At 68.2% G+C, this 24,104-nt stretch carries 21 protein-coding genes; 6 read left to right on the plus strand and 15 right to left on the minus strand.

Annotated features, from left to right (window positions below):
* Positions 1-4: 4 nt before the first annotated feature.
* The 3 genes from Q8S38_RS20890 to Q8S38_RS20900 all read right to left on the minus strand — a co-directional run bounded on the left by Q8S38_RS20890 (position 5) and on the right by Q8S38_RS20900 (position 2,489).
* Positions 5-286: an STAS domain-containing protein gene (locus Q8S38_RS20890; RefSeq protein ID WP_305682264.1), complete on the minus strand. Its 282-nt coding sequence runs from the start codon at positions 284-286 to the stop codon at positions 5-7.
* A gap of 207 nt (positions 287-493) precedes the next feature.
* A complete protein-coding gene (locus Q8S38_RS20895; RefSeq protein WP_305682265.1) occupies positions 494-961 on the minus strand; it encodes a response regulator in 468 nt (155 codons plus the stop codon).
* A 73-nt stretch (positions 962-1,034) separates the two neighbouring features.
* Positions 1,035-2,489: a methyl-accepting chemotaxis protein gene (locus Q8S38_RS20900; protein WP_305682266.1), complete on the minus strand. Its 1,455-nt coding sequence runs from the start codon at positions 2,487-2,489 to the stop codon at positions 1,035-1,037.
* A 258-nt stretch (positions 2,490-2,747) separates the two neighbouring features.
* On the opposite strand from Q8S38_RS20900, the gene Q8S38_RS20905 reads away from it, so the two are divergent.
* Both Q8S38_RS20905 and mbfA read left to right on the plus strand, forming a co-directional pair.
* The gene (locus Q8S38_RS20905; protein WP_305682267.1) at positions 2,748-3,494 is read left to right on the plus strand and encodes a superoxide dismutase; all 747 of its coding nucleotides are present in this window, start codon (positions 2,748-2,750) and stop codon (positions 3,492-3,494) included.
* A gap of 144 nt (positions 3,495-3,638) precedes the next feature.
* On the plus strand, positions 3,639-4,631 hold the full coding sequence (gene mbfA, locus Q8S38_RS20910) for an iron exporter MbfA (protein WP_305682268.1): 993 nt from the start codon (positions 3,639-3,641) through the stop codon (positions 4,629-4,631).
* 105 nt (positions 4,632-4,736) lie between these two features.
* On the opposite strand, the gene Q8S38_RS20915 is transcribed toward mbfA, so the two are convergent.
* From Q8S38_RS20915 to Q8S38_RS20925, 3 genes are read right to left on the minus strand one after another with little or no spacing between them, the layout of a single operon-like run.
* Positions 4,737-6,131 carry an AtzE family amidohydrolase gene (locus Q8S38_RS20915; protein WP_305682269.1) on the minus strand — a complete coding sequence of 465 codons (1,395 nt, stop codon included), beginning with the start codon at positions 6,129-6,131 and terminating at the stop codon, positions 4,737-4,739.
* Positions 6,128-6,352 carry a DUF4089 domain-containing protein gene (locus tag Q8S38_RS20920; RefSeq protein WP_305682270.1) on the minus strand — a complete coding sequence of 75 codons (225 nt, stop codon included), beginning with the start codon at positions 6,350-6,352 and terminating at the stop codon, positions 6,128-6,130. The genes Q8S38_RS20915 and Q8S38_RS20920 overlap by 4 nt, the downstream gene beginning before the upstream one ends.
* Complete coding sequence (locus tag Q8S38_RS20925) at positions 6,349-7,074, minus strand: cysteine hydrolase family protein (RefSeq protein ID WP_305682271.1); 726 nt, start codon at positions 7,072-7,074, stop codon at positions 6,349-6,351. The genes Q8S38_RS20920 and Q8S38_RS20925 overlap by 4 nt, the downstream gene beginning before the upstream one ends.
* A 271-nt stretch (positions 7,075-7,345) precedes the next feature.
* Between Q8S38_RS20925 and atzF the strand changes: the two genes are divergently transcribed.
* Entirely contained in the window at positions 7,346-9,142 is a 1,797-nt protein-coding gene (gene atzF / locus Q8S38_RS20930; RefSeq protein ID WP_305682272.1) for an allophanate hydrolase, read from the plus strand.
* A gap of 134 nt (positions 9,143-9,276) precedes the next feature.
* Here the strand turns inward: atzF and Q8S38_RS20935 are convergent, their stop codons facing one another.
* The 6 genes from Q8S38_RS20935 to Q8S38_RS20960 form a co-directional block, all read right to left on the minus strand.
* Entirely contained in the window at positions 9,277-9,963 is a 687-nt protein-coding gene (locus Q8S38_RS20935) for a GntR family transcriptional regulator (RefSeq protein ID WP_305682273.1), read from the minus strand.
* A gap of 70 nt (positions 9,964-10,033) precedes the next feature.
* Positions 10,034-10,414 carry an oxalurate catabolism protein HpxZ gene (gene hpxZ / locus Q8S38_RS20940; RefSeq protein ID WP_305682274.1) on the minus strand — a complete coding sequence of 127 codons (381 nt, stop codon included), beginning with the start codon at positions 10,412-10,414 and terminating at the stop codon, positions 10,034-10,036.
* A gap of 142 nt (positions 10,415-10,556) precedes the next feature.
* Entirely contained in the window at positions 10,557-12,260 is a 1,704-nt protein-coding gene (locus Q8S38_RS20945; RefSeq protein WP_305682275.1) for a dipeptide ABC transporter ATP-binding protein, read from the minus strand.
* Positions 12,261-12,417: 157 nt separating this feature from the next.
* Positions 12,418-13,326: an ABC transporter permease gene (locus Q8S38_RS20950; protein WP_371125931.1), complete on the minus strand. Its 909-nt coding sequence runs from the start codon at positions 13,324-13,326 to the stop codon at positions 12,418-12,420.
* Positions 13,327-13,330: 4 nt separating this feature from the next.
* Positions 13,331-14,344, minus strand: a complete 1,014-nt coding sequence (locus tag Q8S38_RS20955) for an ABC transporter permease (protein ID WP_305682276.1) — start codon at positions 14,342-14,344, stop codon at positions 13,331-13,333.
* Between the two features lie 118 nt (positions 14,345-14,462).
* On the minus strand, positions 14,463-16,052 hold the full coding sequence (locus tag Q8S38_RS20960; RefSeq protein ID WP_305682277.1) for an ABC transporter substrate-binding protein: 1,590 nt from the start codon (positions 16,050-16,052) through the stop codon (positions 14,463-14,465).
* A 312-nt stretch (positions 16,053-16,364) separates the two neighbouring features.
* Here Q8S38_RS20960 and Q8S38_RS20965 point away from each other — a divergent pair, with 312 nt between their 5' ends.
* The 3 genes from Q8S38_RS20965 to Q8S38_RS20975 all read left to right on the plus strand — a co-directional run bounded on the left by Q8S38_RS20965 (position 16,365) and on the right by Q8S38_RS20975 (position 21,401).
* Positions 16,365-17,288 (plus strand): LysR family transcriptional regulator, encoded by a 924-nt coding sequence (locus Q8S38_RS20965; protein ID WP_305682278.1) that lies wholly within the window; start codon positions 16,365-16,367, stop codon positions 17,286-17,288.
* Positions 17,289-17,364: 76 nt separating this feature from the next.
* Positions 17,365-19,416 (plus strand): hydantoinase/oxoprolinase family protein, encoded by a 2,052-nt coding sequence (locus Q8S38_RS20970; RefSeq protein ID WP_305682279.1) that lies wholly within the window; start codon positions 17,365-17,367, stop codon positions 19,414-19,416.
* A 2-nt stretch (positions 19,417-19,418) separates the two neighbouring features.
* A complete protein-coding gene (locus tag Q8S38_RS20975) occupies positions 19,419-21,401 on the plus strand; it encodes a hydantoinase B/oxoprolinase family protein (protein WP_305682280.1) in 1,983 nt (660 codons plus the stop codon).
* A 132-nt stretch (positions 21,402-21,533) separates the two neighbouring features.
* On the opposite strand, the gene Q8S38_RS20980 is transcribed toward Q8S38_RS20975, so the two are convergent.
* The 3 genes from Q8S38_RS20980 to Q8S38_RS20990 are packed head-to-tail and all read right to left on the minus strand — an operon-like array spanning position 21,534 to position 24,090.
* Positions 21,534-22,250 (minus strand): MOSC domain-containing protein, encoded by a 717-nt coding sequence (locus Q8S38_RS20980; RefSeq protein ID WP_305682281.1) that lies wholly within the window; start codon positions 22,248-22,250, stop codon positions 21,534-21,536.
* Positions 22,247-23,137 carry an ABC transporter permease gene (locus tag Q8S38_RS20985; RefSeq protein ID WP_371125932.1) on the minus strand — a complete coding sequence of 297 codons (891 nt, stop codon included), beginning with the start codon at positions 23,135-23,137 and terminating at the stop codon, positions 22,247-22,249. Before Q8S38_RS20985 ends, Q8S38_RS20980 begins: the two co-directional genes overlap by 4 nt.
* Complete coding sequence (locus tag Q8S38_RS20990) at positions 23,134-24,090, minus strand: ABC transporter permease (RefSeq protein WP_305682282.1); 957 nt, start codon at positions 24,088-24,090, stop codon at positions 23,134-23,136. The genes Q8S38_RS20985 and Q8S38_RS20990 overlap by 4 nt, the downstream gene beginning before the upstream one ends.
* Positions 24,091-24,104: the final 14 nt, after the last annotated feature.

Below are 24,104 nucleotides of genomic sequence, written 5' to 3' on the forward strand. Positions count from 1 at the left end.
CAAATCACTCCAGAACGAGAGCGCTGTGAGCGGGATCGAACCCGATCGCCTGCAGGGAATCGCGGCACTCTACCGAAGCCGCCTTGAGCGAGACCGACAAACCGCGCGCCTTGGCGCTGGTGGCGGCGGAATGCAACAACTGGATCCAAAGGCTGGGAAACGGGCCCGCATCGGCACATTCGACGGCGATGCTCTCCTTCTGCTCCAGCGCCACGAGCAGCTGGTTGCGGAAGGTGGCCGCTTCCGAGCGGCCGAGGAAGGCAGGGAGGGAGACGGTGATGACCATGTGACTCGACCCAAGATTGCGCCAGTCAACATCGCGCCCAAGTGGTAAAAATTTCCCTAACCATGCGACGTTACGTCAATCATTTAGGCCGTACGCCGGCCAAATGCGGCAAAAGAGCCACATCAACAGGCGCTCCCCGGCGCTGTGCGGGGCTTTCGCGGCGCGCGGATGCCCTTGCGGGAGGCAGTGCCCCCCGAGTCGGCCGCGTCAGAACATGCTGTTGCTGATCGCCCGCGGAACCAGCGAGATGCTGCCGCTGGCCTCGCGGTACTTGCGCGGGATGTTGATGATTCCCGAGACATGCAGCCAGAGATTGTTGGGGGAGATCGGCTTGGTGATGATCTCATGGGCGCCGAGCTTCGCCGCCTGGACGACCGAGCGGCGGTCCGGCTTCTCCATCATCACCAGCACGGGCGCCTTGGCGAAGGGCGAGGTCTTGAACGAGCGAATCGCCGCGAGGCATTTCGTGCTGCCGTTATCCGGCAGGTCCCAGTCGAGGATCACGATGTTGGGCTGTTTCTGGATGAACATCGTCGCCGCCGAGGCGAGGTCCGACGCCTCGAAAATGCGGCTGAGCTGCGCCTGATAGAGCATCGTGCGGACGATGCGGCGGTAATGCGGGCTCGGATCGATCAGGAGGACCGAGAGATTCGGGAATGACGGCGCGATATGCATGGCGCGGAACTCGACAACTCACTCAACCGGAACAGACGTCACACCAAAAGCTTAACGAGGCGGCCTCCGGGTTCTAGACATTGAGGCCGAAGCGGAAGCCGCCCCAGTGCCGGCCCTTGACCATGATCGGTGCCGACAGGTCTTCCATCACCAGAAACTGGCCGCCGCCCATGTCGCGCCGGTAGGTCTGCAGCAGGAACGGTTTCCGGTTGCGCGCGGCCGCCAGGCCGGTGCGATCGTCGAAGATCCGCCGGTTGCGGCAATTGGCGTTGTTCCACACGGGATCAGGACCCTGCGGATGCGCATATTTGGCATTGTGAGTCGGGAGGAAGCCGTTGCGATCGACCGCCGCGCAGAACACGATGCGTCGGTTGGACGCCAGCAGCGGCTCCTGGATCGGCGGCAGGACCCGGTCGCACAGGTCGACGAAACGCGTCATGTGCTGCACCGGGTCGCTCCCGGCGATCGGCTGGTAGTTTTCGTCGAACAGGTCGGCGAGCGTGAGAGCCCCGCGATCGAGCGCGGTTTCGAACAGGCCGCCGATCCGGGCCGCGGTCTCCATCGCCGTCGCGATCAGTTCGGACTGGGCGGTGCGGACACCGGACGCGGCGATGGTGCCCAGGATGCCTTCGCTGATCGAGACCAGCGCATCGGTGCGCTGCGAGGCCTTGACCAGGTTCTCGCTCGAATGGTCGACGCCATCGACCAGAGCGCGCAGATCCTCGCCGACCTTGGCGAAGGCGACGGCATTCTCGCGCGTCGGGTTCGAGATGGCATCGATATCGCCGATGAGCTCGACCACAGAGCGGCTGAAACTATCGAGTTCGCCGATCTGCTGCGCGATCGACTGGCTCTCGTCGGAAGCGCGCCTGGCCGTCAGGGCATTTTCGTCGCTCTTGATCGCCAGCAAATCGACCGACTTGACCAGGGCCTCGAGTTGCCGGGAACTGAGCGCAGTGGCCTCGCGGGTCTGTTCGGCGAGATGCTTCACAGCCGCCGCGATCACCGCGAAGCCACGCCCCGCCGTTCCGCTGCGGGCCGCTTCGACGCCGGCATTGACCGACAGCAGCTGAATTTCGCGCGTGATCGACTGGATGGCGTCGCTCGACGCCCGGACCTTGTGGGCGTCGGCGACCGCCTGGGCGAGCGCCTGCGAGATCGTCTGGGCACCGAGCGAGAGCGCCTCGATGTCCGACTGCGCTGCATTGAGCCCCAGCCGTACCGCTCCCGTGACCCGCTCCAGCCCCTGGCGGACGGCCGAGGCCGTGCTCTGCGCGCCCTCCGCCGCCTTTTGAATCGAGCGATTGGCGCGCGACACCTGATCGACGGCGGTCACGACGCGGTGCAGGCCATGCGTCTGGCCGTCGAGGTTGCGGGTCACGTCTCCGATCCGCCCGGAGATGTCCGTGATCTCGGCGCCCAGCTTCCCGAAGCGCTCCGAGATGTCGCGGACCGCCCGCGCCGCCGCAGCCTCGTCCGGCAGGTCGTCGAAGGCCGGCTCGGGGGCGTTCAGCGCAAGCGCGTGCATGGTCGGCGGCTCCTCGGCGGGCCTCAGCAATCCAGCGTCAACCTAGCAAAACGCGGTAAATCGCGGGTTAACGCTACGGGAAGAGCGATGGGCCGCAGCCTCGCTGCCATCATGCAGCGACAGCCCCCTCCGCAACGAGAGATTGATCATGAGGCGAGCGCAGACTGTAAAAAACCGTATTATGGATGCATCCGCCGTCTGGGCTCCCGCATAACGTCGGGGCAAAGCCGAATCCGGCGCCGCTCATGGAGGATCACGATGATCACCGCTCATTCCGTCTCACGCCGCTCGCTGCTCGGCTTCGGCGCCACCGCCATCGCCCTGTCTGCAGCGCCCAAGGTCTGGGCCCAGGCGGCAGCCCCCGCCGCGCCGACCGGGCCTTTTTCCCTGCCCAAGCGCGCCTATGAGGCGGCCGCGCTGGAGCCGCATATCGACGCCATGACGATGGACATCCATTACACCCGCCATCATGCGGCGTTCATCACAGGGCTGAACAACGCCGCCAAGGACCATGGCGTCCTCGCCGCCAAGCCGATCAACGAACTCCTCGGCGATATCGGCGCCCTGCCGGAAGCCGTGCGCCTGGCGGTCCGCAACGCCGGCGGCGGCCATGCCAACCACAGCATGTTCTGGGAGATCATGGGGCCCGGCGCCGGTGGCGCGCCGACCGGAGACGTCGCGGCCGCGATCACCAAGGACCTCGGCGGCTTCGACAAGTTCAAGACCGATTTCGAGGCGGCGGGCCTGCGCGTCTTCGGCTCGGGCTGGGTCTTCGTCACGGTCGACAAGGCCGGTAAGCTCGCCCTCCTCGCCAAGCCCAACCAGGACAGCCCGCTGATGGACAAGCACATGGTCCTCATGGGCAACGACGTCTGGGAGCACGCCTATTACCTGAAGTACCAGAACCGCCGCGCCGACTACCTCAAGGGTTGGTGGAACGTGGTCAACTGGGCCAAGGTCAACGAGCGATATGCCGCCGCCAAGGCCGGCAAGCTGACCGTCTGAACGGCGCACCATCGCAATCAGGATCGATACCCGGCCCCCTCGGCCGGGTATCGTCGTTTCAGGCCTGGCGGCGCCGGCCCTGCGCCCTTGCATCGACGGGTCGGTCGGCCTAATTTAGAATTATTCTAAATTATGAGGCGCCTGATGCTCTCTCGTTTTTCCCTTCCGGGTTTCGGCGGCAAGCGTCGCTTCGACGAACTCTCCGAGAAGGAGGTCCTCGCTTTGGCGATTTCCTCCGAGGAGGAAGATGGCCGCATCTACGCGACCTACGCGCAGAAGCTGCGGACGGCCTACCCGGCTTCGGCCGCCGTCTTCGATGGCATGGCGAGCGAGGAGGACGGCCACCGCCAGCGCCTGCTCGCGCTCTATCAGCAGCGTTTCGGCGACGTCGTCCTGCCGATCCGTCGCGAACACGTCGCGGATTTCTATGCACGCAAGCCGGTCTGGCTGGTCGAGAACCTCGGTCTTGACCAGATCCGTGCCGAGGCCGAGGACATGGAGCGCCGGGCCAGCGACTTCTACGTCGCCGCCGCCGGTCGCTCGACCGATGTCGAGACCCGCAAGCTTCTGGGCACGCTGGCCGCCGCCGAGGCCGCCCACCAAGCCAGGGCGCAGGGGCTCACGGCCGAGCATCTCGACGGCGAGGCCCGCACCAGCGAGGATGACGCCGCCAAGCGCCAGTTCGTGCTGACCTGGGTCCAGCCCGGCCTCGCCGGCCTGATGGACGGTTCAGTCTCGACGCTTGCCCCGATCTTCGCAACGGCTTTCGCCACTCAAGACCCCCACACCACCTTCCTGATCGGCCTCTCGGCCTCGGTCGGCGCCGGCATCTCGATGGGCTTCACCGAGGCCGCCCATGATGACGGCAAGCTCTCCGGCCGCGGCGCGCCCTGGAAACGTGGCCTTGCCTCGGGCGTGATGACGACGCTGGGCGGGCTCGGCCATGCCCTGCCCTATCTGATCCCGCATTTCTGGACCGCGACCACGGTGGCGCTGATCGTCGTTTTCGTCGAACTCTGGGCGATCGTCTGGATCCAGAACCGCTTCATGGAGACGCCCTTTCTGCGCGCCGCCTTCCAGATCATCCTGGGCGGCGGGCTGGTGCTGGCGGCCGGTATTCTCATCGGCGGGGCATAGGCGCCCGTCATGCTCGGGCTTGCCCCGAGCATCTCTTGCAAAAGGATACGCCTCTTCCGGCAAGAGTTTCTCGGGTCCGCGCAAGCGCGGCCCGAGAATGACGACCTAGCCCAGCACCGGCGCCCGCGCCTCGCACGCACCCTCCTGCTGGAGCGCGAACGCCGCCCGCAGGCAGAGATCCTCGCGCCAGGGGGCGGCGATGATCTGCACGCCGATCGGCAGGCCGTCCCCGAAGACCGGCACCGCCGCGACCGGGAGGCCGATGGCCGAGATCGGCTGGGTGAACAGCCCGAGATTGGGCCGCAGCGGAACGCTCTCGCCGCGCAACTCCAGCGTCTTCTGTCCGACCAGCGGCGCCGGGCAGGGCGTGGCCGGCGCGATGATCAGGTCGACGTCGGCGAAGACGCGCATCATCGCATCGTGGAACCAGCGCCGCGCCCGCTGCGCCTGAACGTACCAGGCCGCCGGCAGCATCGCCCCGGCCAGAAAGCGGTCGCGGGTCTCCGGGTCGAAATCATCCGCCCGCTCCCGCAGGCGGTCGAGATGGAAGGTCGCGCTCTCGCTGTTGGTGATCAGGAAGGCGGCTGCGCGGGCGATCGCCGCGCCCTCGAGCGCCACGCGCTGCGTCGCGCCCAGCGCCTGCGCCACCCGCGCCACGGCTGCCGCCGCCTCCGGCATGCCCTCGGTCGCGAAATGCCCGCCCGCCATCGCGATCCGCAAACCACCGATGCCCGCCTGCAGAGATGGCAGCACCAGCTCGACCGGCCGCTGCGCGCAGGCCGGATCATGCGCGTCCGGCCCCTGCAGCGCGTCATAGGCGATCGCCAGATCGGTGACGTCGCGCGCAAAGGGGCCGAGATGGTCGAGCGAATCGCAGAAGGGGAAGCTGCGCGTGCGCGGCAGCCGGCCATAGCTCGGCTTCAGGCCGAAGACGCCGCAGAGCGAACTCGGCACGCGGATCGAGCCGTTGGTGTCGGAGCCCAGCGAGAGCGGGCTGAACCCCGCCGCCGTCGCCGCGCCCGAGCCGGAGGAGGAACCGCCGGCCATGCGGGCCGGGTCATGCGGGTTGCGGCAGGGACCGTCATGGGCGTTCTCGCCGGTGAAGTCGTAGGCGTATTCGCCCATGTTGAGCCCGCCGAGTAGAACGGCGCCCGCCGCCGTCAGCCGCTCGACCAGCACCGCGTCGCGCGCGGCCGGCTTCCGCTCGCGATTGATCTTTGAGCCCGCCCGGGTCGGCAGGCCTTCAATGTCGAACAGATTCTTGGCCGCGAAGGGCACGCCCGCCAGCGGCCCGAGCGGCGCACCGGTGGCGCGAGCGGCATCGACCGCACGCGCCTGCGCCAGCGCCCGCTCGGCGGTGACGTCGGTGAAGGCGTTGACGAGCGGGTCGAGCGCCGCGATGCGGGCGAGGAAGGCTTCCGTCACAGCCAGGGCCGTCACCTGCCCCTCCCGGACCTGCGCCGCGATGCGGTGGGCCGGCGCGAAGACATCAAGGCTCACGGGGTCGCCTCCGGCGCACCCGGCCGGAACACCGGGGCGAGTTCGAGCGAGGCCTCGTCGAGCGGCGCGGCGCCGACGATCTCGGCCATGCCATGAGCGATGGTCAGGAACTGCAGCACCACAGGCCGCTGCGCATCCGTGATGGTCAGCCCCAGCACCGGGGCCATCGCGTCGCAATGGCGCGCGGCGTCGAACGCCGTCTTGGGGTGGGTCTCGCTCACGCCGCCGGCTCCCATCGATCTTCGGCCTGCTGCAGCGGGGATTCGGCTGTCGCCCCGGAGAGCGCGGCCAGCACCTCCGTCGTCGTCGAAACCCAGCCGAAGATTCCGCCCTGGGCCGCGATCATGCGTAAGCCCACCTCGTGGAACTCCGGGAAATAGGAGGCGCAGGCATCGCCCAGCACGAGGCAGCGATAGCCCCGGTCGTTCGCCTCGCGCACCGTGGTGTGGACGCAGACCTCGGTGGTGACGCCGGTCACCATCAGCGTCTCGATGCCGCGATTGCGCAGCATCAGCTCGAGATCGGTCTGGTAGAAGGCACCCTTGCCCGGCTTGTCGATCACCGGCTCGCCGGGCAGCGGCGCCAGCGCGGGAATGATCTCGTGCCCGGCCTCGCCGCGGATCAGGATGCGCCCCATCGGCCCGCTAGCGCCGATGCGCTTTTCGGCCGGGCCGCGCTGGACCTTGGCTGGCGGCGCGTCGGCGAGGTCGGGCCGGTGGCCCTCGCGGGTGTGGATCACCAGCATACCGGCCGCCCGCGCCGCAGCCAGGATCGCCCGGCAGGGCTCGACCGCCGCCATCAGAAGCGAGACGTCGTTGCCGAGCGCAGCGCCGAAGCCGCCGGGATCGAGGAAGTCCCGCTGCATGTCGATGATGATCAGCGCGGTGCGCGCCATGTCGACGCCGAGCGGGTGGGGCCGGGCAGGAATTTCGATGCGGCTCATGGTGCAGCGCCCCCTGATCGCGGATCAGCGGAACGGGCTTTGCAAGGCCTGTGCCTGACAGCGAGTCAGCACCAGGGGCGGAATCAGATCATGAGAAGCGCAGCCGAACCCATTGCCGGAACGGTGAAATTCCGGCGATCCGAAATCTGAGCCGAAACGGCCTCGGCCCGCCGCATTCGACAAAGCAGCGGACGAGCGCGCTCGTTGCATAATCCTTGCATGCAACTCCTTGAGTTTTGCCTAATCGATAGGCGCTGCGAAAGAGAGCCCCGTGACGACCCTGACCAGCCTGCTCGCCACCCATCTCGATGGCAGCGCCACCATCCCGCAGACCATCGCCGCCTGCTATGCCCGCCACCGCGTCCATGGCGACGCGGCGATCTTCATCACGCTTCGGCCCGAAGCCGAGGTGCTGGCGGAGGCTGAGGCTCTGCAGGCGGAGGGACCGCGCGGCCGTGCGCTCTGGGGCATCCCCGTCGCGGTGAAGGACAACATCGACGTCGCCGGCCTGCCTACGACGGCCGCCTGCCCCGCCTTCGCCTATAAGCCGGAACGCGACGCAACCGTCGTCGCGCGGCTGCGGGCGGCCGGTGCCATCGTCATCGGCAAGACCAATCTCGACCAGTTCGCCACCGGCCTGAACGGCTCCCGCTCGCCCTATGGCGTACCGCGCAATGCCCTGCGTGCCGATCTCGTTCCCGGCGGCTCCAGCTCCGGCTCAGCCAGCGCGGTCGCCGCCGGCATCGTTCCGGTGGCGCTGGGCACCGACACGGCCGGCTCGGGCCGCGTGCCGGCGGGCTTGCAGAACCTCGTCGGCCTCAAGCCCAGCCTCGGGCTGGTTTCGACGGCGGGCGTCGTGCCGGCCTGCCGTACACTGGACTGCGTCTCCGTCTTTGCCCTGACCGTCGCGGATGCCTGGGCCGTTCTGTCCGTTGCCGCAGGCCCCGACGCGGGCGATCCCTGGTCCCGCGCCCTGCCGCTGGGCCGGCCAGGCGCGGTGCCACCAAAGCTCAGGATCGCCGTGCCCCGCCCGGAGGATCTCGACGTTGCAGGCGATGCCGCGGCGGCTGCGAGCTTCGCCGCCTCGGTCGAGCGCGCCAAGACCCTCGGCGCCGAGATCGTTCCGCTCGACATGGCTCCGTTCTACGAGACCGCCCGCCTGCTCTATGAGGGCCCCTGGGTCGCCGAGCGCTATCTGACGATCCGCGACCTCCTGGCGAAGGACCCCGAGGCGATCCTGCCCGTGATCCGCCAGGTCGTCGCGGAGCGGCCCCTGCCCGACGCGGCCGAGACCTTCGCCGCACGTTACCGCGTCGCCGAACTCGCGCTGGTGGCCAAGGCGGCGATGAAGGGCATCGACGCGCTGATGGTGCCGACAGCGCCGCGCCCGGTAACGCTGGCCGAGATGGCCGCCGACCCCGTCGGGGCCAATTCGCTGCTCGGGCGCTACACCAATTTCGTCAACCTGCTCGATCTCTGCGCGCTGGCCATCCCCGCCAGCCTGACCGCCGACGGCACGGCGGCGGGCGTGACCCTGATCGCCCCGGCCGGGCACGATGCCGTGCTCGCCGGCATCGGACAGACGCTGCATGCCGCCGCTGGGCTGCCGCTGGGCGCGACCGGCCTGCCTCATCCCGCCATGACACCCGCGCCGGTTCGAGCCGCGCCCGACGCCATCGAGATCGCCGTCGTCGGCGCGCATCTCTCCGGCATGCCGCTGAACCGCGAACTGACCGATCGGGGCGCCAGCTTCCTGCGCGCCACCACCACCACCGCCGACTACCGCCTCTTCGCCCTGCCGGGCGGCCCGCCGGCCCGTCCGGGGCTGATCCGTGTCGCGGCGGGCGGCGCCGCCATCGCACTCGAGGTCTGGTCCCTGCCGGCGGAGGGTTTCGGCCGCTTCGTCTCCGGCATCCCCTCCCCGCTCGGCATCGGCACGCTGGCGCTGGCCGACGGCACGAGCGTCAAGGGCTTCCTCTGCGAGACCATGGCCACGGACGGCGCCCGCGACGTGACGGACTATGGCGGCTGGCGGGCCTTCGTGGCGGCGCAGGCGAAGGCGGGGTGATTGTCTTGGCGGTCGCCGCGCAAGCCCCTCGCCGTCATCCCGGGCTTGCCCCGGGATCCATCAGAGGCCTCCGGAGTTCCACTTCGCTACGTCCGGGATGACGCCACGTTTTAGCAACCGCCTGCGGCCTGCCCTCACCGCGTCTCCGCATAGCTCCTGAACGCATCCCTGACGATCCCGATATGGGCGCGCATCGCCTCGCTTGCGCCTGGCTGGTCGCCGCGCAGGATCGCCTGCACGATCAGGTCGTGCTCGCGATAGGAGCCGCCCAGACGCCCCGTGGCGCGGAACTGCGCCCGGCGAAACGGCGCCACGCGGATGCGCGTCATCAGGGTCAGTTCGGCGAGATAGCTGTTATGCGAGCCGGCATAGATCGCAGCGTGAAAGGCCTCGTTCTTCTCGTGATAGCTCGCAGGGTCGCCCTCATGGACGAGGAGACGCAGCGCCTCGTGCAGGGCTTCCAGCGCCCGCCGCTCGGGCACGGTCATGTTGCGGGCGGCGAGCCCGGCGCAGAGCGCCTCCAGCTCCGCCATCGCCTCGAACATGTCGTTCAGCTGGCTCGGCGTCGGCAGCGCCACCACCGCGCCGCGATGCGGCCTGACGCTGACCAGCCCCGAGGCCGAGAGCTGGCGGATCGCCTCGCGCACCGGCGTGCGCGACACGCCAAAGCGGGTCGCGATCTCCTGTTCGTCCAGCGGCGTCCCTGGCTCGAGCTGTCCGGAGACGATCGCATCGGAGAGCTGCAGCCGCAGCGCCTCGGTGCGCGTCACCGGCGCCGTGGCGGGCCTTAGCGTTCGGACGGGAGCGGAACCTGGCTGCATGACCCTGTCGCCGTCGGAGGAAGGTGGTGCGGGAGGAGCAAGGGAGTGCGCGGTCTCCCGCAGCCGCCGCTTACTCGACGATGGCACTGACATGGGCGGCGACGACGCGCCAGCCCTCGGGGAATTTGACCCAGGTCTGGCTCTGGCGGCCGATCTTGCCCGCCATGCTCTCGCGCCGGAACAGCGTGTTGGCCGTGGCGAAGGCATCGCCATAGGTGGTGATGACGGTGCGCTCGATCGTGCGCTTCAGCCCGGCGGACGGGCGCGCCGCCCGGAACGCCGCAATCTCGCCGAAACCGTAGAGATTTTCGCCGATGCCATAGCGGATCGTCTCGGGCGCATCCTTGAAGCAGGCGTCCAGCACCGCGACGTCGTTCTCGTTCAGCGCCTTCTCATAGACCATGAAGGCGGCCTCGACTTCGGCGACGACGGCGGGATCGTTGAGGATCATAGTGTTCTCCAAGCTCTTGTCATTCCGGGGCTTCGCGAAAGCGAAGAACCCGGAACCCACGACCGGGTGAGACAACAGGCGTAAGAGCCCGGTCGTGGGTTCCGGGTTCGCGGCTGCGCCACGCCCCGGAATGACATTCGTTTCACGCCGGCGGGTGGGGAATCGCCGTCAGCAGTTCCTTGGTATAGTCCGCCTTCGGGTCGCCGAGCACCTCCTCGGCCGTGCCCTGCTCGACGATGGCGCCGGTCTTCATCACGATCACCCGGTCGCAGAGCAGGCGCACGACGTTGAGATCATGCGAGACGAAGAGGTAGCTCATCCCGAGCCGCTCCTTCAGCTCCTGCAGCAGGTTGAGCACCACCGCCTGGACCGAGACGTCGAGCGCTGCCGTCGGCTCGTCGAGGATGACGAGATCGGGGTCGAGCGCGATGGCGCGGGCGATGCCGACACGCGCCTTCTGCCCGCCCGAGAGCTGGTGCGGGAAGCGGTCGATCAGCTCGACCGGCAGCCCGACCAGCCGCGCCAGTTCCTCGCAGCGCGCCCGCAGGGCGTCGCGCCCCGAAATTCCGCCCATCCGCAGGATCGGATCGGCGATGGCGCGTTCCGCCGTGAAGCGCGGATTGAGGCTGTCGGTCGGATCCTGGAAGACCATCTGGATGCGCCGGCGATGCGCGGAGGCCGCGAACTGCTTGGCGGGAATCGCCCCGATATCCGTGCCGTCGAACAGGATCGAGCCGCTGGTCTTGTCGATCAACCTCGTGATCATCATCGAGGTCGTCGACTTGCCGCAACCGGATTCGCCGACGAGCCCGAGGGTCTCGCCCTTGGCCACGCTGAAGCTGATGCCGTCGACGGCGCGGAACGGGGCTTTCGGCGCCTCCGCCTTGCCCATCAGCTTCGCGAAGAGCGAGCCGCCCTGCGGCCGCGGGTACTCCTTCACCAGGTTCTCGACCCGCATCAGCGGAGCGGCATCGGGCGCCGGCGCGGCCTTGGGAGCGACCGGCTGTGCGGCCGGTCCCTTCTGCGCCTCCGGCAGCAGGTCGCGCAGGCTCATGCCGATGCGCGGCGTCGCCTGCATCAGCTTGCGGGTATAGGCGTGCTGGGGATTGCGGAAGATCTCGCTGGCTTGCGCCGTCTCGACGACGTTGCCCTTCTCCATCACCACGACCTTGTCGCAATAGGCCGCCGCCAGCCCGAGATCATGGGTGATCAGGATGGTCGACATGCCGCGCTCGCGCGTGAGCTCGACGATCAGGTCCATCACCGCCTTCTGGGTGGTGACGTCGAGGCCCGTGGTCGGTTCGTCGGCGATCAGCAGCTGCGGCTGGCAGGCGAGCGCGAGCGCGATCACGACACGCTGGCACATGCCGCCCGACAGCTCGAACGGATAGGCGTCGTAGCGCTCCTCCGGCCGCGCGATCCTGACCTTGGCCAGCGCCTCGATCGCCTTTTCCCTGGCCGTCGCCCGCGTCGCCTGGACATGCTCGAGCAGCACGTCCTCGATCTGCTTGCCGACCTTGCGGATCGGGTTCAGCGCCGCGCGCGGGTTCTGGAAGATCATCGAGATCTCGCGCCCGCGCAGGTCGCGCATCTGCGCTTCGCTGGCAGCCACGAGGTCGACGCCGGAAAACGAGATCGAGCCCTCCGCGACCCTGCCGGCGCGGTCCAGGATGCGCACCACGGCATAGGAGGTCACCGACTTGCCGGAGCCGGATTCGCCGACGATCGCCACCGTCTCGCCCTTGGCGACGCTGACATCGATCGCCTTGACTGCCTGCACCGTGCCCCGGCGCGTGGCGAACTCGACGGTGAGGTTCTTGATGTCGAGGAGCGGGGGCGACGTCATCGAATGCTTCCCCTGTCATTCCGGGGCTCGCGCAGCGAAAACCCGGAACCCACGACCGGGTGAGCGCTAGCGATCGAACAGAACGTGCCCCTGCCCGTGGGTTCCGGGTTCGCGGCTTCGCCGCGCCCCGGAATGACAGCGGTGGTTCCGCTCATCCTCAATTCCTCCGCTGCGGATCGACGAGGTCGCGCACGCCGTCGCCGAGCAGGTTGAAGCAGAACACCGCCGTCATCAGCGCCAGTCCGGGGAAGAAGGCGATCCACCATTCGCCCGATACGATGAAGCTCGCCCCCTCCGCGACCATGATCCCCCATTCCGGGGTCGGCGGGCGCACGCCGAGCCCGATGAAGGAGAGGCCCGCCGCGTTCAGGATGGCGTAGCCCATGGTCAGCGACATCTGCACCGCCATGATCGGCATGATGTTGGGCACGATCTGCGTCAGCAGCAGGCGCCAGTCGGAATTGCCGGAGAGGCGCGCAGCCTGGACGAAGCCGGCCTCGCGGCGCACGTTGGCCTCGGCCCGGGCGACGCGGGCATAGAGCGGGAAATTGATGATCGCGGTGGCGATGACGATGTTGGTGACGCTGTTGCCGAGCGCAGCCACGATGCCCATCGCCAGCACGAAGAGCGGGAAGGCCATGATCGTATCGGCGAGGCGCCCGACGACCTTGTCGACCCAGCCGCCATAGAAGCCGGCCATGACGCCGGCCAGCCCGCCCATCGCGAAGACGAGCGCCACCGAACAGACCGCGATGGCGAAGTCGAGCCGCGTCGCCACGATCACCCGGCTGAAGATATCGCGCCCGAGCTGGTCGGTGCCGAACCAGTGCCGCGCGCTGGGCGCCTGCAAAGCGGAGTTGGTGTTGCTGGCGAGCGGATCATAGGGGACGAGCGAAGGCCCGAAGATCGCGGCAAACAGGATCAGCGCGAAGAGCCCGAAGGCCAGCCCCGTCACCGGGTTCTCGGAGACGATGTGGCGGGCATGCGCCAGCAGGCTGGTCGAGGGTGGCGCCTCGAAGCGCAGCGCCGGCGCGGCGGTGGGATCGATCTTGGTCATGTCGTTCATGCCCTCAGCCCTCCAGCCGGACCCGGGGATCGATGACGCCGTAGAGCACGTCGATCATCAGGTTCAGCGCGACGTAGAGGATCGCCATCGTCAGGACGAAGCCCTGGATCGGGGCATAGTCGGAGGCGATCAGCGCCTCGACCGCATAGGAGCCGACGCCAGGCCAGGCGAAGACCTTCTCGACCAGCACATTGGCGCCGAGCAGGAAGGAGAACACCATGCCCAGCGTGGTGACGACCGGCAGCATCGCGTTGCGGAAGGCATAGGTGCCGATGACCTTGCGGCTGGAGAGCCCGCTGGCTCGCGCGGTCCGCACGAAATCGGCCCCGAGCACGGCGAGCATCGAGGCCCTCGTCATCCGCGTGATCGGGGCGAGCGAGAAGATCGCCAGCGTGATCGCCGGCAGCGCGATCTGGGCGAGCGTGGCGCGGAAGGTCGCGCCATCCCGCGCCAGCAGTGAATCCACCAGGTAGAGCCCGGTGATGCGGGCGGGCTCCGAGGCGAAGACGTCGAGCCGCCCCAGCGGCGCCGGCGCCCAGCCCAGGATGAAGTAGAACACATAGACCAGCAGCAGCCCGGTGAAGAACACCGGCAGCGAAACGCCCGCCGTCGCCACGATGCGGCAGAGATGGTCGATCCACGACCCCTGGCGGACGGCGGCGAGCACGCCGAGCGGGAGCGCCACCGACATCGCCAGCAAGAGCCCCGCCAGCGTCAGTTCGGCCGAGGCCGGCAGCCGCGCCGCGAGATCGGCCGTCACCGGCTGCCCGGTGGTCAGCGACATGCCGAGATCGCCCTTCACCAGCGCGGTGACATAGGAGACGAACTGCACCGGCAGGGGCTGGTCGAGCCCGAGCTTGCTGCGGATCTCGATGATCGCCTCCGGCGAGGCGGCCGGGCCGGCGAAATAGGCCGCCGTATCGCCCGGCAGCACCCGCGTCAGCAGGAAGGTGACGATGATGACGCCGATCACCGAGGGGATCGTCGTCATCAGGCGCTGGCCGATCAGGCGAAGCATGGCTGGTTCTCCTACGTGGCGTCAGCTTCGCCGTCATTCTCGGGCGGAGCGGAGCAAAGACCCGAGAATCTCGGGCAGGAGATGCTCGGGTCTTCGCCCGAGCATGACGTTCCTCGGCTCACACGCCCTTGGTCAGGTAGCGGAAGTCCGGCTCGCGGCAGGGCTGGAACTGATAGCCACCGATGTTCTTCTGCAGCGCGACGTCATGCGTCGGCTGGTTGATCGGCACCATCGGCACCTCGGCATTGATCAGCTTGATGAAGTCGATGACGTTGGCGTCGTAAGCAGCCTTGTCGGGGGCGAAGCGGGCGGCATCGACGAGCTTGTCCAGCGCCGGGTTCTGATAGGCGGCGATGTTGAAGATCGAGTTGTTGCCGTGCATCGTCCAGAACAGGTAGTAATCGGGATAGTCGAGCCAGCCCGCGAAACGGTTGAGCACCATCGGATTGGTCTTCTTGGCGATCTCGGTGCGGAAATTGGCACCCGGAACCTTGTTGATCTCGACCGTGATGCCGATCTGCGACAGCGATTCCTTGATCAGCACCGCCATTGGCTCGGCCACCGTCGCATTGCCGGCGTCGAAATAGAGCGTCGTCGAGAACGGCCCGCCGGCCGCATCGACCAGCGCCTTCGCCTTGGCGACGTCGGTGGTGTAGGGGAAGGGCTGCGGCCAGGCGACCTTAGGGGTCGTGCCGCCGGCCATCGAGACGCCGCGGCCAAACAGCGCCGCCTGCATGATCTTCTCATAGGGCATCACCCAGGCGACGGCCTGGCGCAGGCGCACATCCTTGAACGGCCCGACCTGCGTGTTGAGGTAGCAGCCCCAGACGCCGTTGGGGATCGGCACGCCGACGACGTTGATCTTGCCGCCGTCAGCCAAGTCCTTGAAGTCCTTCGGCGGCAGCCCGTAGGACACGTCGGCATCCCCGCGCTCGATCAGCGCCCGGCGGGTCGAGGGCGAGGCGATGTCGCGGGCGATGATGCGGCGCAGCTGCGGCAGCTTTCCGCAGGCCCAGGCGTCGTTGCGGACATAGATCGTCTCGACGCCGGGCTTCCAGCTCTCGACCTTGTAGGCGCCGGAGCCGGCGATGTTGTTCTTCAGATACTCCTTCGCCCATTGATCGCCGCCGCTGTTGGCGATGGCGAGCTCGGAGTCGAAGACGAAGGGAATGGTGACCGCCAGGTTCGGCAGCGTCATCTTGTCCTTGCGGACGAAATCGATGCGGAAGGTCTTGTCGTCCACGGCGACGAACTGCTCGGGCTTCTCCAGCGAGCCGGCGTTCATCTGCGTGGTGGCGAAGCCGCCGATCGAGACGGCGCGGTCCATCGACCACTTCACGTCCTTGGCGGTCACCGGCCGGCCGGAATGGAACTTGGCGTCGCGCAGCTTGAAGGTCGCGCTCATGCCGTCCGAGGCGACCTGGTAGCTCTCGGCCAGCTCGCCCTCGAGCTCGCCCATCGCGATGGTGTTGCCGCCACCGCCCGGGATCGGAACCGGCTTGAAGCGCAGCAGGCGGTCATAGCAGTTCAGCGAGACGCCGTTGACCGGCTGCGAGGCGCCGATGCCCTGCATGTCCAGGCTGTTGGGGCCGTATTCCTGCACGAGCAGCAGTGTTTCGGCCCGGCTCGGCGCCTGGGCCTGGGCACTGCCCTTGGCCACGAAGGGAGCGGCGAGGCCTGCGGCCAGGGCGGTGCGGCGCGTAATCATCGGGATCTGTCCTCGGTTGGCAGGCGGGTGAAGGAACGGAACACGCCGTTTCGCTAGCAGGGAGCGTGCCAATTCGGATGGCCTGTGATTCCAAGGACTTCGGAACGCCCATCGCCCTCGGCCTGCCTGCATCGCGCGCGATTGTATGCATGGCGTCAGATTGAGCCTTTTTTATAGGCAACATCTCGCCCGCCCCTTCACTGGGCTTAACCGCCCGTTCAGAACTCGCTCCATTCCCCACCGCCCCCTTGCGCCGCGACGAATCCGGCGGTGGAGTTGCCCTGCCCGCGGTACCGGGCCGGAGTGAAGCGGATGCGTGCGCGTCAGATCGAAGTCTTCCGGATGGTGATGCGCTGCGGCACGCTCACCAGCGCCGCCGAAGCCTTGAACGTCTCGCAACCGGCGCTCAGCCAGATCCTCCTGCACACCGAGGACGAACTCGGCTTCAAGCTGTTCCAGCGGGTCAAGGGCCGGCTGATCCCGACCCCGGAGGCCGAGGATCTCTACCCCGAGGTCGAGCGCCTGTTCGGGGACCTCGAGGCCCTGCGCGGCCGCGCCCGCGACCTGCGCCACGGCAAGGCCGGCATCGTCAGGCTTGCCGCCTCCGCCCCACCTTCGCTTTCGGTCGTGCCGGAGGCGCTGCGCCATTTCCGCAGCGCTCACCCCGCCTTGCGGGTGCTCTCCTATGTCGTGCCGGCCGAGATCATCATGCGCATGCTTGACGACGGCCAGGCCGGGCTCGGCGTCGCCATGACCGACGAGCCGATGGCGGGGATCGACACCGAGATCATCGGGCGGACGCGGATCGTCTGCGTGCTGCCCGCAGGCCATGAACTGGCGCAGAAGACATCAATCGCCGCCGGCGACTTGCTGGGCCAGACACTGATCTCCTACCGCGCCACCTCCCTGCAGGGGCGGTTGCTGCGCGAGGCCTTCGCCCGGGAGGGGCTCGCCTTCCAGCCCGAGATGGAGATCGACGTCTCGATCATCGGGCTCGCCTTCGTGCAGCAGGGGCTCGGGGTCGCGGTGGTGGATGGTCTCCTGCCCTGGCACAGCTTTCCCGGCCTGGTGACCCGGCCCTTCCTGCCCGAGGTCTCGCTGCCGCTCTGCCTGCTGACCAGCGCGCGCCGTCCGCTGTCGCGCAGCCACGATCTGCTGCGCGCCCATCTGCGCACCGCCTGCCGCGATCTCGGCCTGACGGAGGCGGACAAGCCCGACCATAAGCCAGCCTTATGAAGCAGGGCGGCCTTGCTCTTGGACGGCGGGGCGCGCGCAACCCGACATTGCCGCGAACTCCATGGACAGGCGGATCATGAGCTGGCGTATCGGCGTCGACATCGGCGGCACCTTCATCGACTTCTGTGCCCTCGAGACCGGCACCGACCGCGTCGAGACCATCAAGGTCCTGACCACGCCGGACGAGCCGGGCAAGGAACTGCTCGACGGGCTGCACCTGCTGCAGCAGCGCCATGGCATCGCACCCGGGGAGGTCGTCTCTTTCGTTCACGGCACGACCGTCGGCATCAACACCATCATCCAGCGCAAGGGCAGCCGGCTCGCGCTGATCACGACGGCCGGCTTCGAGGATGTCATCGAGCTCGCCCGGCTGCGCATGCCCGAGATGTACTCGCTGTTCTGCGCGAGGCCCGAGCAGCTGATCCCGCGTGACCGCATCTATGGCGTCCGCCAGCGCCAGCTCGCCAGCGGCGAAATCGCCGAACCGCTCGACACCGACGAGCTCGCCGCCGCCGTGGCCGCCATCCGCGCCAAGGGCGTCGACGGTGTCATCGTCTCCTTCCTCCATGCCTATCGCAATGGTGCCCATGAGGCGCAGGCCAGGGCGCTGATCGCGAAGCTCGCGCCGGAGCTTTTCGTCTTCACCACCAGCGAGGTCTGGCCGGTGATCCGCGAATATGAGCGCACGACGACGGCAATCCTGAACGGCTATGTCCATCCGCGCGTGGCGGGCTATCTGACCGCGCTGGAGGCGGCGCTCGGTTCGCGCGGCGTGCCGGCAGCCCCCATGCTGACCAAGTCGAACGGCGGCATCATGAACGCCCCCACCGGCAAGCGCGCTTGCGTCAACATGCTGCTCTCGGGCACGGCGTCGGGCGTCATCGGCGCCGCCTGGCTGGCCGAACAGGCCGGCGTCGGCAACGTGCTGACGCTCGACATCGGCGGCACCAGCGCCGACCTCGCGCTGATCATCGACGGCCAGCCGCAATTCGGCACCGGCGAGGTCGTCGGCGACTTCCCGCTCTTCCTCCCGAGCGTCTCCGTGACCTCGATCGGCAGCGGCGGTGGCTCGATCGCCTGGGCGGATGATTTCGGCGTCCTCAAGGTCGGCCCCGAGAGCGCCGGCTCGACGCCCGGCCCCGCCTGCTATGGCCGCGGCGGCACCCGCGCCACCGTGACCGATGCCATGGCGGCGAGCGGCTTCCTCGGCCACACCCCCCTCGCCTATGACCAGATCGGCATGGACCGCGCCCGCGCCGACGCGGTGATCGGCGACCTCTCCGCGAAGCTCGGCCAGACGCCCCAGGCCACCGCCGAAGCGATCATCGCGGTTGCGGTCTCCGAGATGTTCGTCGAGGTCAACAAGCTCGTCGCGCGCTACGGCGTCGATCTGCACGATTTCACGCTGATGCCCTTCGGCGGCGCAGGGCCGATGCTCGGCTGCTTCCTGGCGCGCGAACTCGGCATCCCCCGCGTGCTGGTGCCGCACCGGCCGGGCGTCGTCAGCGCGCTCGGAGGGCTCATCGCCGATGTGAAGGGCGACTTCATCCAGACCGTCTTCGCCGCCGCCGTGCCGGATGCGCTGCCGCTGCTGCGCGAGGCGCTGGCGAGGCTGAAGGCGGACGGGCTGGCCTGGATCCGGCAGGACCAGGGCTTCGACGGCCCCGTGGTCGAAACCTTGAGCGCCGACATGCGCTATCACGGCCAGTCCTTCGAGATCGAGGTGCCGCTCGATGAGGCCTGGCTGCACGACGGCGACCTCGCCGCCATGACGGCCGCCTTCCACAGCCAGCATCTCGCCATCTACGATTTCAACGACGTCGGTGCCGAGGTGCAGATCGTCAATCTGCGTCTGGTCGTCAGCGGCGCGACGCCGCGCCCCCGGCCCGCCCCGGCGGCGGACCAGCCGGCGGCGATGGCGACGCCAGCACGCCGGATCGAGGTCTGGCTCGACGGCGCCACCCGCGAGGTCGATCTCCATCACCGCGATGCCCTGCGCAACGGCCACCGCTTTTCGGGGCCGGCCGTCGTCGCTCAGCAGGACACGACGATCTGCATCCCCGAGGGCTTCGACGCCGAGGTCGATGCCCGCCTCAACCTCCACCTCATCCTGCGCAGCGAGGCCTGATCATGGTCGACAAGATCACCTTGCAGGTTCTGGCGAACCACTGCCGGGCGGCGGCCGAGAACATGGCCTACACGCTCTACCGCACGGCCCATTCGACCTTCGTCAAGGAGACCGAGGACTTTACCGTGATGGTGATGGACCGGACCGGCCGCGTCGTCGCCGTGCCGATGGATCTCGGCGCGACCTGGTATCCGGGCATGAACTACAACCGCGCGATCGAGCTGGTCGACGAATACCGGCCCGGCGACATCGCCTTCACCAACGATCCCTATAGCGGCTATCTCGCCACCCACGCGCCCGACACGCATCTGTGGAAGCCGATCTTCCACGAGGGCGAGATCGTCTGCTTCGTCGGCGGCCATGTCCACAACACCGACATGGGCGGCGCGGTGCCCGCCTCGCTCTCCCGCTCGCTGACGGAGATCCACCAGGAGGGCATCCGCTTCCCGCCGATGACGCTGATGCGCGACGGCGCCTTCGACGAGACCATCCTGCGGATCATGACGATGAACGTCCGCAAGCCCGCCCTCAACATGGGCGACCTGAAGGCGCTCGCCGGCGCGCTCAACACCGGCGAGCGCAAGATCCTGGCGATGGTCAAGAAATTCGGCGCAAAGGGCTTCATGGACGGCCTCGACGGGCTGATGGACTACGCCGAGCATCAGGCCCGCGACATCCTGCGCGGGATGCCGGACGGCGAATACGTCTTCGCCGACTATGCCGACGAGGACGGCGTCGACGGCAACCCCTGCCGCCTGAAGCTGACGCTGACGATCAGGGGCGATGAGGCGATCCTCGATTTCACCGGCTCGGACCCGCAGCTCGGCTCCTCGCTCAACGTGCCGACCGGTTCCGACCCGCGCCACACCCTGCTGCTCGTCGGCGTCTATTACGTCCTCTACACGCTGAACCCGCAGATCCTGCTCAACTCCGGCCTGACCCGGCCCTTCACCTGCATCGCGCCCGAGGGCACGGTGCTGAACCCGACCTTCCCGGCGGCCGTCGGCATGCGCAGCCTGACCTGCGCCAGGCTGCGCAGCCTGGTCTTCGGCGCCTTCAGCCTCGCCGTGCCCGAGCGCATGCCCGCCGCGCCGGCGGGGTCGAGTTCCATCGTCAACGTCATGACCACCGATGAGCGCACCCATCGCAGCGTCATCGCCGCGATCAACCCGGTCGTCGGCGGCGGCGGCGGCATGCCCCATCGCGACGGCACCAACGGCTCGGGCGCAGACGCCGCCTATCTCAAGAACACGCCGATCGAGATCACCGAGACCGAGGTGCCGATCCAGTTCACCCGCTATGGCCTGCTGCCGGATTCGGGCGGCCCCGGCCGCTGGCGCGGCGGGCTCGCAACCGTGATGGAGTTCAAGGTCTTCGCGCCGAACTCGCGCATCACCGTGCGCAACCGCGACCGCTCGATCTTCCGGCCCTGGGGCACGCTGGGTGGCCTGTCGGCCGAAACCTCGAACTTCATCATCAACCCTGGCCGGGCCGGCGAGCGCATCCTCGGCAACACCGACATCGCCATCGCCGAGCCGGGCGACGTCATCCACATCCATTCGCCGGGCGGCGGCGGGCGCGGCTGCCCGCTGGAGCGCGAGCCGGAGCGGGTGCGGCTCGATGTCGAGCGCGGCTATGTCGGGGTGGCGGCGGCCAAGGCGCGCTATGGCGTGGTGATCACCGACGGTGTCGTCGATGCCGAGGCGACGGCGGCCCTGCGCGCGACCCTACGCAAGGACGTCCACACGACCCATTTCCATTTCGGCCCCGAGCGCGATGCCTTCGAGCGCCTCTGGACGGCGCGCAACTACGACGCCCTGACGCGGCTGCTCGCGGCCCTGCCGGTCCATTGGCGCTTCTTCGTCAAGACCAAGCTCTTCGCCGCGATGCGCGAGGCGGAGAATGGCGGCGACGTCGCCGCAGCCTTCACCGCCGTGCGGCGCGACTATCCGCAGGTGCCGGAGGTCCTGCAGGCGGCGGAGTGACAAGGAGCGCTTCTCGTACGATCATCGTCATTCCGGGCAAGCGAAGCGCAGACCCGGAATCCATCGAAGGGCTCCGGGCCTTACGATGGATTCCGGATCGGCGCCGCTGCGCGGCTTGTCCGGAATGACGGTTCACCCCTGAACGATGACCTTATCGCCGGCCCGAATCTCACCGGGCACCACCACGTCGCAATAGATTCCGAAATTGCGCTCGTAGCGTTTCACGATCGTTCGCAGCAGCGCGACATCGAGCGGCAGCCCCTCCTGCTCGATCGTGATGAAGCCACAGCGCCCGCAGGGCTCGCGCCCCTTCAGCACGACGTCGCCGATGCGGATCTCCCGGCCGATCCAGTCCTGCTCCGGCATCGCCTCGGCCCCATCGGGCCAGTCGAGGACGAGACTCGGGCGGAAGCGCCGCGCATCGATGACGCTCTCGGGATGATCCCGTTCGAGGCTGCGCATCGCCGCCGTGGTGACGATGTGCAGCGGGGCATGCTCGTAGCGCGGCTGGAATCCCTCTCCCGGAACGGGATCGAAGGGCTTCAGCAGCGGCCGAAACCCGAAAATCGCCGACAGCGCCTCGATCGATTTTGGATCGTCAGGCGCCGCCCAGCTCTCGCCATCGGCGGAAATCGCGATGCCCTCGCCGGTGACGCGCGCATGGCCGCGCGGCACCTGGATGAAGTGCTTCTCGCGCCCCGGCGAGGCGATCCGCCCCGTCTGCGCGTCGAGAAGCCCCCAGATGCGATCACCCGCGATGCCCGACGGGCCGACCGGCGCCCGCTCCAGCCGCTCCCCGCCCATCGAACTGACCGGATAGCGCCAGAGCGAAGCAACCGATCCCGTCACGGCAGGTCCATGCGCGGGTCGAGTGCGTCGCGCAGGCCGTCGCCGACGAAATTGAAGCTCGTCACCGCCAGCGTGATCGCGGCGCCGGGGATGATGGCGAGCCAGGGCGCGCTCGTCAGGTAGCTTTGAGCGTTCTCCAGCATGTTGCCCCAGCTCGGCGTCGGCGGCTGGATGCCGTAGCCGAGGAAGGAGATGTAGCTCTCGGCCAGGATCGCATGGGCGACGTTGAGCGTGGCCGCGACCACGATCGGTGCGATCGCATTGGGCAGGAGCTCGCGCACCATGATGCGCATGTTGCTCGAGCCCATGGCGACCGCAGCCTGTGCGAACTCCCGCGTCCGCAGCGAACGGATCTGGGCTTCCACGACGCGGGCGACCTCCATCCAGGAGGTCATCGCGATCAGCACCACGATCGAGGGGACGGAGGGCTGGATCAGCGCCGAGATCGCCAGCAGCAGGAAGATCGTCGGGAAGCACAGCATCGCATCGACGAAGCGCATCAGCGCGGCCCCGATCACGCCCTCGTAGAAGCCGGCCGCGACGCCGACGGCGATGCCGATGCCCATCGAGAGCACCATCGCGCAGAAGCCGACAGCCAGCGAAATCCGGCCCGCCATCAGCAGCCGGGCGAGAATGTCGCGCCCGAGCGGATCGGTGCCGAGGATATGCGGGCCGGCAAAGGGCGGCGCGAAGCGCTGGCGGATGTCGATGAAGGTGTCGCTATAGGGCAGAAGCCAGGGGCCGATCACGCAGGCGAGCGTCATCAGGATGATCGTCACAGCCCCGAACACAGCGAGCTTGTGACGCCGGAAGCGGCGCATGCCGCGCCCGTTCCAGAAACCTTCCGCGCGGGCGGGCAAAGCGTCGAGTGTCGGATCCAGGCTCATCGGCCGCTCCTGGCAATGCGGGGATCGGCGACGCCGTAGAGCAGGTCGGCGAGCAGGCTGCCGAGCAGCACCATCACGGCGGTGAACATCAGGATGCCCATCACCACCGGATAGTCGCGATAGCTGATCGAATCGAGGAAGAGCCGGCCCATGCCGGGCCAGGTGAACACCGTCTCGGTGACGAGCGCCCCCGACAGCAGCGAGGGCACATGCAGGCCGGTGATCGTGATCATCGGCAGGAGCGCGTTGCGCAGCACGTGCTTCATCAGGATCTGCCGCTCCGGCACGCCCTTGGCCCGGGCGGTGCGGACGAAATCCTGGTTGATCACGTCCAGCATCGAGGAGCGCATGTAGCGGCTCCAGACCGCGGTCGAGACCAGCGCCAGCACGACGCAGGGCCCGACCAGATGGTGCAGCCGGTTCAGGAAGGAGCCGTCGCCGATGGTGAAGCGGTTGCCCGAGGGCAGCCAGCCGAGCCCGACCGAGAAGACATAGATCACGACGAGTCCGAACCAGAAGGTCGGGATCGACAGCGCGATCATCGTGCCGATCGTGGCGATGCTGTCGAACAGCGAATAGCGCTTCACCGCGCCGATGATGCCGATCCAGGCGCCGATCAGCATGGCGAGCAGGGTCGACGACACCATCAGCTCGAGCGTCGGCCCGAGATGGCCGGCGATGATGTGCAGCACCGGCTGCTGGTCGCGATAGGACAGGCCCCAGTCGCCACTCAGCATCCGCCAGAGCCACTCAGCATACTGCACCGGCAGCGGCCGGTTCAGCCCGAGTTGCTCGATGATGCGGTCGAGATCCTCCTGGTTCATCTCGCCGCCGGCCGCGAATTGCGACAGCGGCCCGCCCGGAGCCAGATGCAGGATCGCGAAGCCGATCATCGAGACGATGAGCAGCAACAGGATGGCCTGCAGAAGCCTCTGCAGAAGAAACCCGCTCATGGCGATGTCGGGTT

The sequence above is a fragment of the Allobosea sp. genome (genome assembly GCF_030695125.1).
In the GTDB taxonomy this organism is placed as follows: Bacteria; Pseudomonadota; Alphaproteobacteria; order Rhizobiales; family Beijerinckiaceae; genus Allobosea.

Excerpts from the sequence above, each read along its gene's own strand:
- Q8S38_RS20890 (WP_305682264.1), bottom strand. The coding sequence starts at position 286 with ATGGTCATCACCGTCTCCCTCCCTGCCTTCCTCGGCCGCTCGGAAGCG.
- Q8S38_RS20895 (WP_305682265.1), bottom strand. The coding sequence starts at position 961 with ATGCATATCGCGCCGTCATTCCCGAATCTCTCGGTCCTCCTGATCGAT.
- Q8S38_RS20900 (WP_305682266.1), bottom strand. The coding sequence starts at position 2,489 with ATGCACGCGCTTGCGCTGAACGCCCCCGAGCCGGCCTTCGACGACCTG.
- Q8S38_RS20905 (WP_305682267.1), top strand. The coding sequence starts at position 2,748 with ATGATCACCGCTCATTCCGTCTCACGCCGCTCGCTGCTCGGCTTCGGC.
- mbfA (WP_305682268.1), top strand. The coding sequence starts at position 3,639 with ATGCTCTCTCGTTTTTCCCTTCCGGGTTTCGGCGGCAAGCGTCGCTTC.
- Q8S38_RS20925 (WP_305682271.1), bottom strand. The coding sequence starts at position 7,074 with ATGAGCCGCATCGAAATTCCTGCCCGGCCCCACCCGCTCGGCGTCGAC.
- Q8S38_RS20935 (WP_305682273.1), bottom strand. The coding sequence starts at position 9,963 with ATGCAGCCAGGTTCCGCTCCCGTCCGAACGCTAAGGCCCGCCACGGCG.
- hpxZ (WP_305682274.1), bottom strand. The coding sequence starts at position 10,414 with ATGATCCTCAACGATCCCGCCGTCGTCGCCGAAGTCGAGGCCGCCTTC.
- Q8S38_RS20945 (WP_305682275.1), bottom strand. The coding sequence starts at position 12,260 with ATGACGTCGCCCCCGCTCCTCGACATCAAGAACCTCACCGTCGAGTTC.
- Q8S38_RS20950 (WP_371125931.1), bottom strand. The coding sequence starts at position 13,326 with ATGAACGACATGACCAAGATCGATCCCACCGCCGCGCCGGCGCTGCGC.
- Q8S38_RS20955 (WP_305682276.1), bottom strand. The coding sequence starts at position 14,344 with ATGCTTCGCCTGATCGGCCAGCGCCTGATGACGACGATCCCCTCGGTG.
- Q8S38_RS20960 (WP_305682277.1), bottom strand. The coding sequence starts at position 16,052 with ATGATTACGCGCCGCACCGCCCTGGCCGCAGGCCTCGCCGCTCCCTTC.
- Q8S38_RS20965 (WP_305682278.1), top strand. The coding sequence starts at position 16,365 with ATGCGTGCGCGTCAGATCGAAGTCTTCCGGATGGTGATGCGCTGCGGC.
- Q8S38_RS20970 (WP_305682279.1), top strand. The coding sequence starts at position 17,365 with ATGAGCTGGCGTATCGGCGTCGACATCGGCGGCACCTTCATCGACTTC.
- Q8S38_RS20975 (WP_305682280.1), top strand. The coding sequence starts at position 19,419 with ATGGTCGACAAGATCACCTTGCAGGTTCTGGCGAACCACTGCCGGGCG.
- Q8S38_RS20985 (WP_371125932.1), bottom strand. The coding sequence starts at position 23,137 with ATGAGCCTGGATCCGACACTCGACGCTTTGCCCGCCCGCGCGGAAGGT.
- Q8S38_RS20990 (WP_305682282.1), bottom strand. The coding sequence starts at position 24,090 with ATGAGCGGGTTTCTTCTGCAGAGGCTTCTGCAGGCCATCCTGTTGCTG.